The organism is Kribbella endophytica (assembly GCF_054781295.1).
The window spans coordinates 1,088,133-1,103,797 of record NZ_BAAGUR010000001.1 but is presented as its reverse complement, the minus strand read 5'-3'; the positions used below and the strand labels follow the sequence as shown (position 1 = coordinate 1,103,797).

The following is a 15,665-nucleotide window of genomic DNA, read 5'->3' as shown; positions in this document are numbered from 1 at the left end:
GTGGGGGGTTGGGGGTTGGCGCCGGAGGCGGTGGTTACGGGAGGGGGCGGTGCATGACGTGGAGGCCTACGTAGCCGAGTCGCGGGTGGTGGAAGGCGTCGGGGACTGTGGCGAGGATGGTGAAGCCCAGGGACTGCCAGAGGTGGACTGCTGGGGTGTTGGTTTCTACTACGGCGTTGAACTGGATGGCTCGGAAGCCTTCGGTGGTGGACCAGGTGATCACGTCTTCGCAGAGGGCTCGGCCTACGCCTTTGCCTCGGGCGGTGGAGGAGACCATGAAGCTGGCACTGGAGACGTGAGCGCCGCGGCCGGGGCGGTTGGGGTACATGTTGGCGCTGCCGAGAACGGTGCCGTCGGCATCGACCGCGACCGTGGTCCGGCTCTTGGCGGCGCTGGAGGGAGACATCCAGAGGGTGCGCGCCTGGTCGTCGGTCAGGTCGGGGTCGTAGGCGTAGGTCTCGCCGGCGTCGACGATCTCGCGGAAGAAGGGCAGGATGGCCGGCCAGTCCTCGGGCTGGGCGTCTCTGATCTTCACCGTCACAGTGGTCCTGCTTTCCTTGGGGTGCTGTCGATACCGACCGGGCGACAGATGACGTCCACTGGGTCTGAACCTTCGAGGCTGAGTACTTCGAAGCCTGCCGAGGCGAGTTCGTAGCGCAGGGCATCGGCGGTGAGGTGTCTTCTATGAGGGACGTACCAGCGGCCGCCGAGCTCGACGACCTGATCGCCGACCGCGCCGGCTGGGACCTGGCGGTAGTAGATCCCGGTGGCATCGTCGTAGTGGAAGCCGGGCTCGGTCCGCCGTCCTGCGCCACGCAAGGCGGTCGAGATGACGTAGTACCCGCTCGGCTTCAGACGTGCCCGCACCGCCGAGAACACCGCGCGACGGTCCTCGTCGATCACGATGGACTGCAGGCAGTAGCTGTCGACAACGAGGTCGTAGGCGCCCGCGGAGACGTTCGGTCCTATGGGCAGGGTGCAGATGTCAGCGACCTCGAAGGCGACCTGGACGCCGCGGTCATCGGCCAGCTTGCGGGCGATCGCGATGGCCTCGGGGATGAGGTCGATCGCATCCACTTGCCAGCCCTGAGCGGCCAGCCAGCACGCAGCCGGGCCTGTGCCGCAGCCGTACTCGAAGGCTCGCGGAGAACGTGAAGCCCGACGCTGCGCACCAGCATCACCCGGCCGGGCAGCATCGTTCGCCCCGAGCAGGTCGAGCTGGGGGAGGGCACGCTCGAGGAAAGCCCGGTTCTGGAAGTGGTCGTAGGTCCAGGTGCCGACGGGATCGAAGAGGTCGTTCCACTGGGTGTGGCCGTGTTTCTCGATCTCTCGGTAGGCGGACTCGTGCTCCTGCTGGTAATAGCGCACTTCCACCTCCGGGGTTGTCGTGGTGATCGGATCGGTGCGAAAAGGATCACGGCGGGAGCGGCGGGATGCCAACTGGTTTGCCGTCGAGCGAATAGAATCTCGGGGGATGACGAACTCCGTGGTCCATGGGTTGCCGCGCTGGAGTCTGGCCGTGCCCCCACTCGCGCTTGTCGTGCTGGTGCTGTCCTGGGGACGGGATCTCGGGACGATCCTCCTGGTTCTGGTGTGCGCCGGGCTCGGAGCCGCCGTGATCGCGGCCGTGCACCATGCCGAGGTTGTCGCGCACAAGGTGGGCGAACCGTTCGGCACGCTGATCCTCGCGCTGGCGGTCACGGTGATCGAGGTCGCGCTGATCGTCACGCTGATGGCATCCGGCGGCGACAAGGCCGCGTCGCTGGCGCGGGACACCGTGTTCGCCGCGGTGATGATCACCTGCAACGGAATCCTCGGCCTGTCGCTCGTCGTCGGCTCGCTGCGGCACCGGACCCAGCAGTTCCGCGTGCGTGCCTCGGGGAGCGCGCTCGCCGTGATCACCGCGCTGGTCACGCTCAGCCTGGTGCTGCCGACGTTCACCACCAGCACGCCCGGCGCGACCTTCAGCAGCGCGCAGCTCGCGTTCGCCGGGGTCGTCTCGCTGGTGATGTACGGCGTGTTCGTGTTCGTGCAGACCATTCGTCATCGCGACTACTTCCTTCCGGTGGAGAACGAAGCCGTTGCGGCACCGCCCCGCACTGCCCCGGAGGTACCAGAGGCTGATGCGGAGGTCGGCGCCGACGCGGTGGCTGTGATCGTCGAGGGCGAGGAAGACGACGAGGAGACGCATGCTGCCGCGCCGAGCGGGCGGGTGGCGTTGGTCAGCCTCGGAATGCTTTTTCTGTGTCTGATCGCCGTCGTCGGGCTGGCGAAGACCGTGTCGCCGAAGCTGGAGGACGCGGTCGCGTCGGCGGGGGCTCCGGTCGCCGTGGTCGGTGTGATCATCGCTCTCCTTGTCCTGTTGCCGGAAACGGTCGCTGCCGTCCGGGCCGCGTTGCGGAACCGGCTGCAGACCAGCCTCAACCTCGCGCTCGGGTCCGCGCTGGCCAGCATCGGGCTGACCATCCCGGCCATCGCGGTCGCGTCGATCTGGCTCGACGGCCCGCTCGTGCTCGGCCTCAGCGGCACCGAGATGGTGTTGTTCGCTTTGACCGTGGTGATCAGTCAGCTCACCCTGGCGACCGGTCGGGCCACCCTGCTGCAGGGAGCGACTCACCTAATGGTCTTCAGCGCCTTCCTGTTCCTTGCCGTCAGCCCCTAGATCGGGAGTCTCCACAGCGGTCAGGTAGTCGACGACCTCTTGCTGGTGGTTGTACTCGGCCCAGCCCAGCGGCGTGCCCTGATGGAAGGGATCGCGGACCGCCGGATCCGCGCCCAACTCGATCAGCTTCCGCACAGTGGCCAAGTGCCCGTGGAACGCCGCCTGGTGCAACGGGGTCGCCCTGCCCAGCAGGTTGAGGTCCCAGCCGAGATCCTTCAAAGGCTGCAGGGCTTCCGTCCGGCCCAGCTCGGCCGCGCGGATCGGCAGGAACGGATTGCGTTGCACCGCTCGCGCCGCAAGCGACCGATCCACCTCGCCCACCGAACCACTCATCACGGCGGCAAAGAGCTCGTGGACGTCGTCCAGCGGCGCGGCTCCCGCCGCACGGAGTAGCTCGGCGACCGCGGTGTGCCCATGCACCGCGGCCAGCTCGAAGGCTCGGTGCCCGCAGAAGACCGGGTGCTCCGTCCCTCGCCCCTCCGGATCGGCACCCGCCGCCAGCACCAGTCGCACCCGATCCATCAGGCCCGCTGACGAGGCGAACACCAGCTCGTCCTCCAGCAGCTCCCGAGGCGTCGGGTGCGCCACGGTCAGGCGCTGGTGCCACGGCCCACCGTCGCCATGACCCAGTCCGAACTCCAGCAGCATCCGCAGATGGTCGTCGTCGTACGGCGGTGGGCAGCCGAGGCCGCAGTTGTAGATCGTCTGAGTGTCGTTCGGATCGGCGCCGGCCTCCAGCAGCAGACGCGCCAGCTCCAGTCGGCTCTGGTGCGGCGGTTGATTGCCTTCGCCCCGGCCGAAGACGCCGGTCAGTGCGGTGAAAGGCGACGTCAGGCCTGCCCAGAGGAAGCCGGTGTTGGGATCGGCGCCGTGCCGGAGGAGGAGACGGGCGATCTCCAGTGGGGCTTCGGGGGCCACCTCCAGGCGTGAATAGGTGAGGTAGAGCAGGGGTTCCCAGCGGAACGGGCCGCCTTGGAGTACGGCGTGGCGTGGTGAACGGTCGAGCTCGGCGCGAACGGCGCCGACGTCACCCGCGACGACCATGGTGAAGATGTTGCTGACGGCAACTTCCGGGAAGCGGGTCAGGAGGGCACGGGCCGCAACGGGCTGTTGAGGGTCGTCCTGCCCGTAGTGCAGGGTTGCGAGGCGGAGGAACTCGTCGGCTCGCTGACCAGGCGTCTCGATCGGACCACCGGTGGGCTCCAGGTGGGGTGATCGCGTGTACCGCTCGACGATCCCCAGGTGCCGGCCGAGCTGAGGCCAGCTGGGAAAGCCGTAGCTGCGGGCGATCACCAGTTGCGCGTCGGCAAGACCACGGAACGGCTCGGCGGCGGGCCGCTCGGATGCTGCTGGATGGAACTCGGTGGCCAGCGTTAGCGCCTCGGCGTCACCGGAGCGGACCTGTTTCAGCAGGGTCTTGGCCTGGTTGCGCAGGTGCTCGAGGTTCGGGTCATCGGGAAGACGGCGGGTCGGCATAGCGACCTCCTCTCTGTGTGCCTGCTGTCCGCGTCGTCAGGCGAGAAAGGAGGTGGGCTCGGATCACCCGTCAGCGCACAAGAGCTGATCGGGCACCCCGGTGGTGCACAACCTCAACCGCTCAGGTGGGCTGAGCCCTTCCCGCGGACCGGTGGCACCCTGCGTGCCGATTTCCACAGTACGCCGATCACGGCGCTTGCATCCACCACTTGGTGAACTCGTGGGCGCGTCCGCTCCGGTCCAGGCGGATCACCCACAGGTTGCTGAACATCGTCGGCGGGCTGGTCAGGTACGTCGTCCAGCCGCGGACGAACCCGACCCCGTCACCGAATCCGAGCACCTCGTACTCGAAGGCGGTCTCGCCCGCGGCGTCGGCGACCTCCAGCCAGGCGCGCACGATCGCGTCCCGGCCCTGCACCGACTCCTCGTCGGGGCGCCGGAAGAACACGGCGTCCTCGGTCCACAGCGCGCCGATGTCCTTGGGGTCGTTCGACTCCCAGGCCCGCCGGTACCGCCCGACCCACTTGTCCAGGTCCTTCTCCCGCATGTCTGCATCCTGCCTCCTCGAAGAGCCGCTCCGAAGGCCGTTCGGGCCCTCTTGCCAGAGAAGATACGAAGATGACGACCTGGACCTTCGAGGGACTTTCGCTGCCTGTGGACAAGTCGGTCCGCCTCAGGTTCGGCACGGGGGACGAGGAGAAGCTGCCCGGCCGGTTCGCGCTCCCGGGGCTGGTCGACGCGCACTGCCACCTGACCGTCGACGCCGACGAGCAAGGACCGTTGCTCGCAGGCGGCGAGCAGGAGGCCGTCGCCCGCCTGGAACAGCTTGCTCAGGCCGGTGTGAGCGCGGTCCGCGACGTCGGCGGCCGGCGCGAGGTCACGCTCCGGCTCGCGCGCGAACCGCGGGAGGACCGGCCGATCGTGCTCGCGGCGGGCCGGTTCCTTGCGCCGAAGGGCCGGTACTTCCCGCGCATGCACGACCCGGTCGAGGCCGACGAGTTGCTCGCCGCCGTCGAGGCCGAGCTGGACGACGGCGCGACCTGGGTCAAGCTGGTCGCGGACTTCCCCGCCGTCGGTCCGGACGGCCCGATCCGCGGCAGTGCCGTCGAGCCGACGTACGAGATCGGCCTGGTCGAGCAGGTGGTCGCCGCGGCGCATGCCAAGGGTGGGCGGGTCGCGGCGCACACCAACGGTGAAGTCGTGAGCGACTTGATCCGGGTCGGCGTGGACTCGATCGAGCACGGGACCAGCATCACCGAGCAGGACCTCGAGATCCTCGGCGCCCGCGGTGGCGCCTGGACGCCGACCCTGTCGGCCTCGATCGATACGCACAGAAGCGAAACCCCGGAACAGCGCGACAGGCGCCGAACGAAGGCGAAGTACCTGACCAGCATGCTCGAACTCGCCGACCAGTACGGCGTCACAGTGCTGACCGGATCAGACGTCGTCGGCTCGGTCGCGCGTGAGATCGAACTGCTCACCCAGCACGGCCTCGACGTCACCCAGGCGATGGCCGCGGCCACCACAAGGGCCTGGGACTACCTCGGCCTGCTCGACGACGGCGGCAACTTGGTCACGTACGACGAAGACCCGCGCGAACACCCCGAAACCCTCGCGACCCCAGCCGCCGTGATCCTCCACGGGCGCCGGATCCGCTAAGAACTATTCCCCGACGAGCCCGTCGATCCGCTCACGCAGCAGATCGGCGTGCCCGTTGTGTCGGGAGTACTCCTCGACCATGTGGATGTACAGCCAGCGCACCGACAGGTCGGGCCCACCGCGCGGCCGGGTGAACACGTGATCCAGCTCGTAGCCGCGGGCAATCGCATCTGATTCCGCGACCACCTGGCGGAACGTCGCGAGATCCGCTTCGGCCTCGGCGGCCGACACCAGGTCGAAGTCGCCGTCCGGATGCTCGTCCGTCCACAACTTCAACGAATCCATGCGCCCGTCGAGCGACAGATGGAACCAGTACCGCTCCACCTCGGTCAGGTGGCGGACCAGTCCCAGCAGCGTCATTCCCGACGGATCGACGGTCGGCCGGACCAAGTCCTCGCCGCTCAGTTCGGACACCTTCCAGAGCAGCGTGCCCCGGTGGAAGTCGAGAAATCCTTGCAGCATGGCGCGTTCGTCACCGGTCGACGGCGGGTCCGCACGGAACTGCGAAGAGGTGTCGGTCGTCACAGCCAAGACCGTACCGCGCACGAAGTCCCTGGGGAGGCGAACCACGATGCCGTATGCTGGTTGTTGACGGTCCGCCCAGTTCTGCCTCGGACCATTTGGCAGTCGACCCCCACGCGCCGCGGCCTGTGATGCCGCGCCGGGCAGGACGACCCTTTTCGACTTTCTTGGAGTACCAGATGGCGGTCAGCCGCCCCATGCCCACGCCCGAAACACGTTCCGCTCGCCCGGACGGACCGGCGCGCCCTCGTCGCCGCCGCCGTTCAGGTGCCAGCGGCAACCAATCCGCACCGGCCGTCACCGGCCAGAACAACGCACAGAGCAACGAGAACCGCACGCAAGGTGAGCGTCGCCGCGGCGGCAAGAAGGCCCCGGCCACGCCGAGCGTGCAGGCCAACGAGCAGTACGACGACATCGAGCCGCTCGTGGTCCCCGACGACCTGACCTTCGCCGACCTCGGTCTGCCGACCGAGCTGGTCGCCGCGCTGGCCAAGACCGGTGTCACCAAGCCGTTCCCGATCCAGGCCGCGACGCTGCCGGACTCGCTGGCCGGCAAGGACGTGCTCGGTCGCGGCCGGACCGGTTCCGGCAAGACCTACGCGTTCGTGCTGCCGCTGATCGCGCGGCTCGCGTCCAGCGGCACCCGCCGCCGGCCGAACCAGCCGCGCGCCCTGATTCTGGCGCCGACCCGTGAGCTGGCCACCCAGATCCAGGCCTCGATCACGCCGCTGACCGACGCGTTCGGTCTGCGCACGATGACCATCTTCGGTGGCGTCGGGCACGGCCCGCAGATCACCGCGCTGCGCAAGGGCGTCGACATCGTCGTCGCCTGCCCCGGCCGGCTCGAGGACCACGTCAAGGCCGGGCACGCGAAGCTCGACGCGGTGGAGATCACCGTGCTCGACGAGGCCGACCACATGGCCGACCTGGGCTTCCTGCCCGCCGTACGCCGTCTGCTCGAGGCGACTCCGGCCAACAGCCAGCGGCTGCTGTTCTCGGCCACGCTGGACGCCGGCGTCGATGTCCTGGTCAAGCGGTTCATGCGCAACCCGACCACGCACAGCGTCGACTCGGCGCAGTCGCCGGTGTCGAAGATGACCCACCACGTCCTGCACCTGCAGGCCGACAGCCGGCTCCCGGTGCTGGTGGATCTGGCCGCGGCCCCTGGTCGCACGCTGGTCTTCACCCGCACCAAGTACGGCGCCAAGTCGCTCACCAAGAAGCTGATCGCCCAGGGCGTGCCCGCGGTCGAGCTGCACGGCAACCTGTCCCAGGGTGCTCGCACCCGGAACCTGGAGGCCTTCTCCGACGGTTCCGCCCGGACGCTGGTCGCCACCGACATCGCGGCCCGCGGGATCCACGTCGACGACGTGTCGCTGGTGATCCACGCGGACCCGCCGATCGAGCACAAGGCGTACCTGCACCGCTCCGGCCGGACGGCGCGCGCCGGGGCCGAGGGCACCGTCGTCACGCTGATGACCGACGACCAGGTCAGTGACGTCCGCGACCTGACCCGCAAGGCCGGGATCGCGCCGAAGGTCACCAAGCTGCGCGTCGGCGACCCGCTGCTGACCGAGCTCGCCCCGGGTGAGCGCACCTACTTCGAGCCTCCGGTCAAGACGGAGAGCGACCAGGTACGCCGCAGCGGTGGCGAGTCGACCGGGCGGGGACGCGGCGGCGGCCGTGGCCGGCGCTCGGCCTCCGGCCCGGGCCAGTCCGCTCCGGCGGCCCGTGGCGCAGCCAGCGGCGGTGGCCGTGGCGGCTCCGGCGGTGGAGCCCGCGGTGGCTCCTCCGGCGGAAAGCGCACCACTGGTGGAGCACGCGGCGGCGCAGCCGGCCGGAGCGGTTCCGGCGGCGCACCGAAGAGCTACAGCACCACGACTCCGGGCGCCAGCGCCCGTCCGGCGGGAGCCGCGGCCTTCTCGGCCGGCACCCGCGCGGGCAGCGGTCGTCGCGGTCGCTGACCTCGACAAAACCCGATGGACAAGGCCCAGGATGCCCATGGCAACCTGGGCCTTGTCCTGTTCTGAGGGGAGAACCGATGGCCGTCGTACGGACCGTGCTGGGTGACGTTGCCCCCGAGGAGCTCGGCGTCTGCAACGCTCATGACCACCTGTTCTTCCGCAGCGTCATGCTGCCGGGCCATGAACTCGACGACTACGACGCCGCCGTACAGGAGGCCACGCTGTACGCCGAGGCCGGTGGACGGACGATCGTCCAGTGGACACCGCACGGGCTGGGCCGCCGAGCCGACCTGCTGCCGCGGCTGTCCCAGGAGACAGGCGTCAAGGTGGTCGCCGCGACCGGATTGCACCGGGCCGAGCACTACGCCGAGGTGCCGGACGTCGACCTGGCTGAGCTGTTTGTCCGCGAGCTCACCGAGGGCATCGGCGACAGCGAGGTGCGCGCCGGAATGATCAAGATCGCCGGCGGCTTCCACGGACTCGACCAGCACACCACCCGGGTTCTGGACGCGGCCGCCGAGGCGCAGCGAGCGACCGGCGCGCCGATCGGCATTCACCACGAGCTGGGCACCGGAGCGGACGCCGTACTGGACCGCCTCGAAGGACACGGGGTTGCTCCGGACCGGATCGTGCTCGGCCACCTCAACCGCTTCCCCGACCACCAGGTCCACCAGGAGCTGGCGGCGCGCGGTGCGTTCCTCGCCTTCGACGGGCCGTCGCGGGCCAATCACGCCACCGACTGGCGGATGGTCGACTGCCTGGCGGCGCTCGTCGAGGCCGGGTACGCCGAGCAGCTGCTGCTCGGCGGCGACACGACGACCGCGCGGGCTCGGCTGGCGACCGGTGAGGGCCCGGGAATGCCGTACCTGTTGACGAATCTGCGCCCGCGGCTCACCCGCCGGATCAGCGAGGACGCGATCGGGCAGATCTTCGTCACCAACCCCGCGCGCGCCTTCGCTGCTGACTGGAAGTAGCGCCGTACGGCAAGTCGGCACGAACTCGTCACCGGTGACGTTCTGTTGCCGGGGGCATCCGGGCGGTACGGTTCGCAGGTGAACACCGTCGCGCAGATCTTCGTTGCCCTGGCCGGGGTCCTGCACCTGGTCTTCTTCGCACTGGAGAGCGTGCTCTTCCGCAATCCGAACGTCCAGAAGCGGTTCCTGATCAAGACCGAGGCAGAGGCCGAGGCAGCGCGGCCGTGGGCCTTCAACCAGGGGTTCTACAACCTGTTCCTGGCGGCCGGTGCGATCGGTGGTCTGATCGCCGGCGGCGACCGCGGCCACGCGATCGCGCTGTTCTCGTGCGCGTGCATGCTCGGCGCCGGGCTCGTGCTGATCGGCTCGGACCGCCGGATGGCCAAGTCCGCCGCGATCCAGGCGGTGCCGCCGATCCTCGCACTGGTGCTGGCCGCCGTTCTGTAGCCGAACGGTTGACTTCAAGGGCGCTTGAAGTCCGAGAGTACTCGGCATGACCACGACGATCGCAGCGCCCCGCCCGCCCGGAGTTCTCGCCCCGCAGTACCGTGCGCTGACCGTCGGGATGGTCGCGCTGATCACGCTCGTCGCGTTCGAGGCCCTCGCTGTGACGACCGCGATGCCGACCGTCGCGCAGTCCCTCGACGGGCTTTCGCTGTACGCGCTGGCGTTCGGCGGCCCGCTCGCGTCGGGCGTCATCGCGATGGTGGTCTCCGGCACCTGGTCCGACCTCAAGGGCCCGACGCGCCCGCTCTGGCACGGCACCGGCTGGTTCCTGGCGGGCCTGATGATCGCCGGACTCGCGCCGACCATGGAGGTCCTGGTCATCGGCCGGGTGATCCAGGGATTCGGTGGTGGGCTGCTGACCGTCGCCCTGTACGTCGTCGTCGGGCATCTCTACCCGGCCGAGCTCCGGCCGCGGGTCTTCGCCGCCTTCTCGACCGGCTGGGTCGTCCCGTCCTTGGTCGGCCCGGCGATCGCCGGGCTGATCGTCGAGCACACGAACTGGCGGATCGTCTTCCTGGCCGTACCGGTCCTGGCGGTTCCGGCGGCGCTGATCATGCGGCCCGGCCTCTCCAAGGGCGAGCGCGTGACGCGGTCGGGCAGGCTCTGGACCCGGCAGGCCTGGTACGCCGTTGGCGCCGCGATCGGCGTGGGGCTGCTGCACTACGGCGGCCAGCAGCACGGCGCTGTCCAGCTGATCCTGCTTGCGGTCGGCTTGGCCGCGGTGGTGGTGTTCGCCCCGAAGCTGCTGCCGAAGGGGACGTTCACGATCCGCGCCGGGCTTCCGGCAGTGATCGCGCTGCGCGGCCTGGTCGCGGCGGCCGGCTTCGGCGCCGAGGTGTTCCTGCCGCTGATGCTCACCCGGGAGCGAGGGCTGTCGCCGGCGTTCGCGGGACTGGCCTTGACCGTCAGCGCGCTGAGCTGGTCTGCGGCGTCCTGGTACCGGGGCCGTCCGAACCAGCCGTTCGAGCACCGGGTGTTCTTGCAGGCGGGCATGGTTTCGGTCCTGCTGGGGATCGGGGTCGCGGCTGCCACGCTGGACGACCGGGTCCCGGTCGTGGTCGGCGTCCTCGGCTGGGCGCTGGCCGGGCTGGGACTGGGGACCGTGTTCCCGACCGTGTCGGTGCTCGTCCTGGAGTACTCGACCCTCGAGCAGCAAGGTGCGAACAGCTCGGCCCTGCAGCTCAGCGACTCGTTGCTCACAGCAACGGTGCTGGCGATCGGTGGTTCGCTCTTCGCGGCGATCGAGCCGCACTCGCCGACGACGGCGTTCCTGACCGCGTTCGGCCTGCCCGCCGTACTGGCTGTCGTCGGTGTCTTCGCTGCTCGGCGGACTAGTCTTTCGAGCCGCTGACGGCGATGCTGGCGCCGAGGCCGATGATCATCAGGCCTCCGGTGCCGCCGACCAGCTCGAGGCGGCGAGGTGACCGGGCGAACCAGTCCCGGGCCGAGCCCGCGGCCACTGCCCAGACGGTGTCCGAGATCAGGGCGATCAGGATGAAGACCAGCCCGAGCAGCAGGATCTGCAGCGTCGCCGCACCGGCAGCCGGGTCGACGAACTGGGGGAGTACGGCGGCGAAGAAGACCGCGGTCTTCGCGTTGGTCACGCCGACGAGGAAGCCCTGACGCAGGACTCGGCGAGTGTTCGCCGGCCGGACTCCACCGGTCAGAGCCGTAGCCAGGGACTTGCGAGTACGGAAGGCGTGGATGCCGAGGTAGATCAGGTACGCCGCGCCGGCCAGCTTCACGACGGTCAGCGCGATCGCGCTCGCCGCGATCAGCGTTCCCAGCCCGAGGGCGACGGCGACCAGCAGGAACGCGGCGCCGACCGTGTTGCCGACCATCGTCAGCATCGCCTCCCGGCGACCGACGGCCAGGGCGCGCCCGACGATGAACAGGACGCTCGGCCCCGGGACGACGATCACGATCAGTGCGGTGACGGCGAAGGCCACCAAGTGATGAGCGGACGGCATCCCGTCAGGCTAGGCGCAGACGGCCCGGCGGACGAGGTGATCTCACCAGGTGGGGAACATCACCGCCGCGCCGGTGTCCGTTGACCTGTCACGAACCCGGCCGCTACCGTTCAAAGGTCAACCTGCGGTGCCATGAGGGAAACCGGTGAAAGACCGGTACGGCCGCGCCACTGTGAGCGAGCAGCTGCTCGTGAGTCAGGACGCTCGGGCACTCGCAGCCTTTCGATGGGGACGCGCACTTCCCCAGGAGGTCCTCACATGTCTGCTCCTGCTCGCTCGGTCGCCGTACCGGCCGTTTCGCCGCGCCTGCTCGCGGTCGCCCTGCTCACCGTCGGCCTGCTGCTGGTCCTGGCCTACTTGGTCGCCTTCGACCAGGGCGCGATCTCCCAGTCCGGGATGTACATGCACGAACTCATGCACGACGGCCGGCACCTGCTCGGCGTGCCCTGCCACTGACGTCCTGCAGTTCTCCGTACTCCCGTTCCCGACTCGCTCGGGCTGAACATCTGACAGGACCGTCATGCGTACCTTCGGAAATCTCCTGGTGCGCGGACTGATCGTCGGCCTCTTCGCCGGCCTGCTGGCCGGAACCTTCGCGTACGTGATGGGCGAACCGCACATCGACGCCGCGATCGCGATCGAGGAAGCCGGCGGCGCCGCGCACACCCACGGCGAGGAACCCGCCGCTCAAGCTCCGGCCGCCGAGGAAGAGGAACCCCTCGTCAGCCGCAACGGCCAGCGCTTCGGCCTCTTCCTGGCCACCAGCCTGTACGGCGTGGCGCTCGGCGGCATCTTCGCCGTCGGTTTCGCGCTGCTCCGCCGCCGGCTGCGCACCCCCAGCGACTCGTACGCCGCCCTCGGGCTGGCTGCCGCGGGCTTCGTCGGGATCGTGCTCGTGCCGTTCCTCAAGTACCCGCCCAACCCGCCCGCGGTCGGCGACCCGGAGACGATCACCAAGCGCACGGTCACGTACCTGCTGACGCTCGTGATCGGCCTGCTCGCGGTCTGGGCCGGCGTCGCGGCGGCCCGCTGGGCGCAGCGCTTCGGCGACGCGCCCTGGATCCGGCTGGCCGGCGGAGGTCTCGCCTTCGTGGTGACGATCGTCGCGGCGTACCTGATCCTGCCGGCGATCAACGAGGTGCCCGGGTCGTTCCCGGCGACGCTGCTGTGGCAGTTCCGGTTCGCCTCGCTCGGCACGCAGGCGGTGCTGTGGACCTTGCTGGGATTCGGTTACGCTGCGTTGGTGGATCGTAACTCCAAGGTGACCAAGGAGACCGTCGCCGCGTGACGACAACGCTGACCCTGGTCGCGCATGCGCTGACGCCTGGTCTGCGCGGGCTCGTCCTCGGTGGAGAGCCCGCGCCGGACCAGGCGAGCCTGGAGGCGGCCCGCGACCTGCGGGTCGACGCCGGTACGACGTACTGCGGGCCAGAGCCCGCCGCGATCCTGACGGCCGAGGCGATCGGCCTGCAGCCGGTCGTGGTCGGCGCACTGCGCGACCGCGAGTACGGCGACTGGACCGGCCGCGACCTGGAGGAGCTGCTGGTCACGGAGACGGCAGCGGTCTCGGCGTGGCTGGAGCGGCCCCACACGGCTCCGCCCGCCGGGGAGACGGCCAACGACCTCATCGCTCGCGTCGCCGACTGGCTGGGCGACCTGACCGAGGACCCGGGCCACGCTGAGCGCCGTACGGTCGTTGCTGTGGTCCACCCGGCCGTGGTGCGTGCGGCGGTGCTCTACGCGCTGGAGGCCCCGGCCGAATCGCTCCGGTACGTCGACGTCCGCCCGCTGGCGACCGTGGGCCTTTCCGCCCACGCCACCTCCTGGTCACTCAACTTGCACTGACAAACCGGTTCACCGCGGTTTATCGTTCGCCCAAAGCATCCCAACGCCCCAGAGGATGACGATGAGCTTCGACGAACTGCTGGACCGTGTGACCGATCTGCCGCCCGAGAAGTCCGCGCGGGAGGTCAGGGACTACTTCGACGCGCTCCCGGCGGATGCCGCGTGGGCGCTCGCGGAGAGCCGGATCCGTGAGGTCGGTGGGCTCGACGGCGTACCGGCCCAGCTGCGGTACCGCGCCAACCACCTCCGCCTGGTCGACGCGCACGAGAGGCTTCGAGCGAACCTCGACAGCGCCTCCACCGACGAGGTGATCCGGTTCAACACGCTCTCCGAGATGCTGCAGCCGGTCGGGAAGCGGCTGGACGTCGATGCCGAGGGCAACAGGATCGAGGTCCCGGTGCACCGGCAGTTCCTGCTGGTCGAGCCCGAGGGCCAGGGCCGGATGGCCGAGGTGCTCGGCGACCTGGCCGCGGCCGACCGGGTGAGCGTCCTGGTGCCCGGGATGAACAACAACCTCGACAAGGTGCGCTCGCAGATGGCGCGCGCCCAGGACCTGCAGACGGAGTCCGGGCCGGGATCGGCGACGGTGGTCTGGCTCGGGTACGACGCTCCACTCACCCTCGAAGGGGCGATGTCGAAGGAGAGCTCGATCGCGGCGGCGCGCCCGCTGGCGAAGTTCGCCGCCGGGCTCGGCACCGAGGTCAGGCCCGACGCGGACCGGATCCTGATCGGCAACAGCTACGGCGGCCAGGTGGCCGGCCAGGCGATGCTGCGTGAGGGAGTGCGCTTCGACCGGGTGATCCTGACCGGCTGCCCCGGCGTCGAGCCGGGCGTGCGCAGCGCGGCCGACTTCGTCCCGAAGGGGGTGCCGCTGTACGTCGCGCGGGCGCCCGGCGACTTCATCTCGTACGCCGAACCGCACGGCCCGGACCCGGCGTCGTTCCCCGACGCGATCCGGTTCGAGACCAACGACGGCAAGGTGCCCGTCCGCGGTCATGTGAGCTACTTCGTCCACGACAGCGAGTCGATGCGCAACATCGGCCGGATCATCCGCCGCGACCTGCGGGCGGTGACCCTGACGAGCACGACGCCGGAGGAGGAGAGCCGGGTGCTGCCAGGGGTGTCCTGGGCCGAGCCGCTGCGTCAGGCGGCGGCCAGTCCGGCCGCCGTACCGCTGGCGAAGGTGTTCGACGGCGTACGGGCGCTCGGCAAGCTCAGCACCGCGCGGCCAGAACCTGTGAACGACGGAGCCCGGGTACGGCGTGCGCCGAGCCCGGGCGTCACCAGACGACCGGAAGGACCTACCCGATGACGCTGACCGAGGCCCGCGACCTCCTTCGCGAGGAGCTGCTCGCAGTGGCGGCGGCCGCCGTACCGGGCCAGCAGGGCGTCGTCACGCACGACGTGGGCCCGGTGAACCCGCACGTGCTGGAGGACGGGGACGGGCCGCAGTCGGTCTGCCTGATCACCGTGGAGAACGGCGACCCGACGGTGATCGACCCGGAGGGCGAGGTCAAGGCGGCTGTGGCGGCGCTGACCGGTCGCGGCTGGCAGGCGGAGGTCCAGCCGGTCGAGGGCCGGCACCACCGGGCCTCGGCGACCCGCGACGGCTACGGCATCGTCGTGCACGGCTGGGACGGCGAGTGGCGGCTCACGCTCTCGGGACAGACCCCGGAGATCGTCTAGTCAGCTGGTCGCTGCACGCTCGGCAGCCGAGCGGAGCACGCAGAACTCGTTGCCGGCCGGGTCGAGCATCACCACGAAGCCCAAGCCGTTCGCTTCGCGGTGGTCGTGCTCGATCGTCGCGCCCAGGCCGACCAGCCGCTCGACCTCCTGGTCGCGCGGGATGTCCGGCTCGAGGTCGAGGTGCACCCGGTTCTTGGCGCGCTTGGGGTCGTTGTTGCGCTCGAACAGGAGCTTCACCGGCCCGGTGTCCACCGCGGCGTAGGGGTCGTCGGGGAAGTCGTCGTCCGGCCGCTCGACGCCGAACACCTGCAGCCAGAACCCGGCCAGCCCGTACGGGTCGGCCGCGTCGAAGGTCACCGTGCGCACGATCGAAGTCATGCGGCAGACGATGCCGCACCGA

The 15,665-nt window shown here is 69.9% G+C and carries 18 protein-coding genes and 1 riboswitch; of the genes, 11 read left to right on the top strand and 7 right to left on the bottom strand.

The annotated features are described in order from the left end of the window. Positions 1 to 34 precede the first annotated feature (34 nt). Both ACYVIO_RS05295 and ACYVIO_RS05290 read right to left on the bottom strand, forming a co-directional pair. On the bottom strand, positions 35 to 535 hold the full coding sequence (locus ACYVIO_RS05295) for a GNAT family N-acetyltransferase (protein ID WP_460649505.1): 501 nt from the start codon (positions 533 to 535) through the stop codon (positions 35 to 37). A gap of 2 nt (positions 536 to 537) precedes the next feature. Continuing rightward, entirely contained in the window at positions 538 to 1,374 is an 837-nt protein-coding gene (locus ACYVIO_RS05290; RefSeq protein ID WP_460649504.1) for a class I SAM-dependent methyltransferase, read from the bottom strand. Between the two features lie 16 nt (positions 1,375 to 1,390). Here ACYVIO_RS05290 and ACYVIO_RS05285 point away from each other — a divergent pair, with 16 nt between their 5' ends. After that, positions 1,391 to 2,662 (top strand): calcium:cation antiporter, encoded by a 1,272-nt coding sequence (locus ACYVIO_RS05285; protein ID WP_460649503.1) that lies wholly within the window; start codon positions 1,391 to 1,393, stop codon positions 2,660 to 2,662. Here ACYVIO_RS05285 and ACYVIO_RS05280 read toward each other — a convergent pair. Next, the gene (locus ACYVIO_RS05280; RefSeq protein ID WP_460649502.1) at positions 2,618 to 4,138 is read right to left on the bottom strand and encodes an ankyrin repeat domain-containing protein; all 1,521 of its coding nucleotides are present in this window, start codon (positions 4,136 to 4,138) and stop codon (positions 2,618 to 2,620) included. The two genes, ACYVIO_RS05285 and ACYVIO_RS05280, sit on opposite strands and share 45 nt — an antisense overlap. Positions 4,139 to 4,325: 187 nt before the next feature. Next, a complete protein-coding gene (locus tag ACYVIO_RS05275; protein ID WP_460649501.1) occupies positions 4,326 to 4,685 on the bottom strand; it encodes a YybH family protein in 360 nt (119 codons plus the stop codon). A 71-nt stretch (positions 4,686 to 4,756) separates the two neighbouring features. On the opposite strand from ACYVIO_RS05275, the gene ACYVIO_RS05270 reads away from it, so the two are divergent. Continuing rightward, positions 4,757 to 5,797, top strand: a complete 1,041-nt coding sequence (locus ACYVIO_RS05270) for an amidohydrolase family protein (RefSeq protein ID WP_460649500.1) — start codon at positions 4,757 to 4,759, stop codon at positions 5,795 to 5,797. A gap of 3 nt (positions 5,798 to 5,800) precedes the next feature. Here ACYVIO_RS05270 and ACYVIO_RS05265 read toward each other — a convergent pair whose 3' ends face one another. Beyond that, the gene (locus ACYVIO_RS05265) at positions 5,801 to 6,322 is read right to left on the bottom strand and encodes a DinB family protein (protein WP_460649499.1); all 522 of its coding nucleotides are present in this window, start codon (positions 6,320 to 6,322) and stop codon (positions 5,801 to 5,803) included. Between the two features lie 176 nt (positions 6,323 to 6,498). Here ACYVIO_RS05265 and ACYVIO_RS05260 point away from each other — a divergent pair, with 176 nt between their 5' ends. The 4 genes from ACYVIO_RS05260 to ACYVIO_RS05245 all read left to right on the top strand — a co-directional run bounded on the left by ACYVIO_RS05260 (position 6,499) and on the right by ACYVIO_RS05245 (position 11,115). Next, entirely contained in the window at positions 6,499 to 8,283 is a 1,785-nt protein-coding gene (locus ACYVIO_RS05260) for a DEAD/DEAH box helicase (RefSeq protein WP_460649498.1), read from the top strand. A gap of 77 nt (positions 8,284 to 8,360) precedes the next feature. Further along, positions 8,361 to 9,257, top strand: a complete 897-nt coding sequence (locus ACYVIO_RS05255) for a phosphotriesterase family protein (RefSeq protein WP_460649497.1) — start codon at positions 8,361 to 8,363, stop codon at positions 9,255 to 9,257. 78 nt (positions 9,258 to 9,335) lie between these two features. Next, a complete protein-coding gene (locus tag ACYVIO_RS05250) occupies positions 9,336 to 9,704 on the top strand; it encodes a DUF1304 domain-containing protein (RefSeq protein ID WP_460649496.1) in 369 nt (122 codons plus the stop codon). A gap of 46 nt (positions 9,705 to 9,750) precedes the next feature. Next, positions 9,751 to 11,115, top strand: coding sequence for an MFS transporter (locus ACYVIO_RS05245; protein ID WP_460649495.1), 1,365 nt, complete (start codon positions 9,751 to 9,753; stop codon positions 11,113 to 11,115). On the opposite strand, the gene ACYVIO_RS05240 is transcribed toward ACYVIO_RS05245, so the two are convergent. Then, positions 11,096 to 11,734, bottom strand: coding sequence for a LysE family translocator (locus ACYVIO_RS05240; protein WP_460649494.1), 639 nt, complete (start codon positions 11,732 to 11,734; stop codon positions 11,096 to 11,098). The genes ACYVIO_RS05245 and ACYVIO_RS05240 overlap by 20 nt on opposite strands. Before the next feature lie 90 nt (positions 11,735 to 11,824). After that, positions 11,825 to 11,961: riboswitch (cobalamin riboswitch) on the top strand. A 31-nt stretch (positions 11,962 to 11,992) separates the two neighbouring features. On the opposite strand from ACYVIO_RS05240, the gene ACYVIO_RS05235 reads away from it, so the two are divergent. From ACYVIO_RS05235 to ACYVIO_RS05215, 5 genes are all read left to right on the top strand, one after another. Continuing rightward, positions 11,993 to 12,190: a CbtB domain-containing protein gene (locus ACYVIO_RS05235; RefSeq protein ID WP_460649493.1), complete on the top strand. Its 198-nt coding sequence runs from the start codon at positions 11,993 to 11,995 to the stop codon at positions 12,188 to 12,190. Positions 12,191 to 12,254: 64 nt separating this feature from the next. Further along, entirely contained in the window at positions 12,255 to 13,022 is a 768-nt protein-coding gene (locus ACYVIO_RS05230) for a CbtA family protein (RefSeq protein ID WP_460649492.1), read from the top strand. Further along, entirely contained in the window at positions 13,019 to 13,579 is a 561-nt protein-coding gene (locus ACYVIO_RS05225) for a histidine phosphatase family protein (RefSeq protein WP_460649491.1), read from the top strand. Before ACYVIO_RS05230 ends, ACYVIO_RS05225 begins: the two co-directional genes overlap by 4 nt. Before the next feature lie 61 nt (positions 13,580 to 13,640). After that, the gene (locus ACYVIO_RS05220; RefSeq protein WP_460649490.1) at positions 13,641 to 14,891 is read left to right on the top strand and encodes an alpha/beta hydrolase; all 1,251 of its coding nucleotides are present in this window, start codon (positions 13,641 to 13,643) and stop codon (positions 14,889 to 14,891) included. Then, entirely contained in the window at positions 14,888 to 15,265 is a 378-nt protein-coding gene (locus ACYVIO_RS05215) for a hypothetical protein (RefSeq protein WP_460649489.1), read from the top strand. Before ACYVIO_RS05220 ends, ACYVIO_RS05215 begins: the two co-directional genes overlap by 4 nt. Here the strand turns inward: ACYVIO_RS05215 and ACYVIO_RS05210 are convergent, their stop codons facing one another. Next, on the bottom strand, positions 15,266 to 15,643 hold the full coding sequence (locus tag ACYVIO_RS05210) for a VOC family protein (RefSeq protein WP_460649488.1): 378 nt from the start codon (positions 15,641 to 15,643) through the stop codon (positions 15,266 to 15,268). Positions 15,644 to 15,665: the final 22 nt, after the last annotated feature.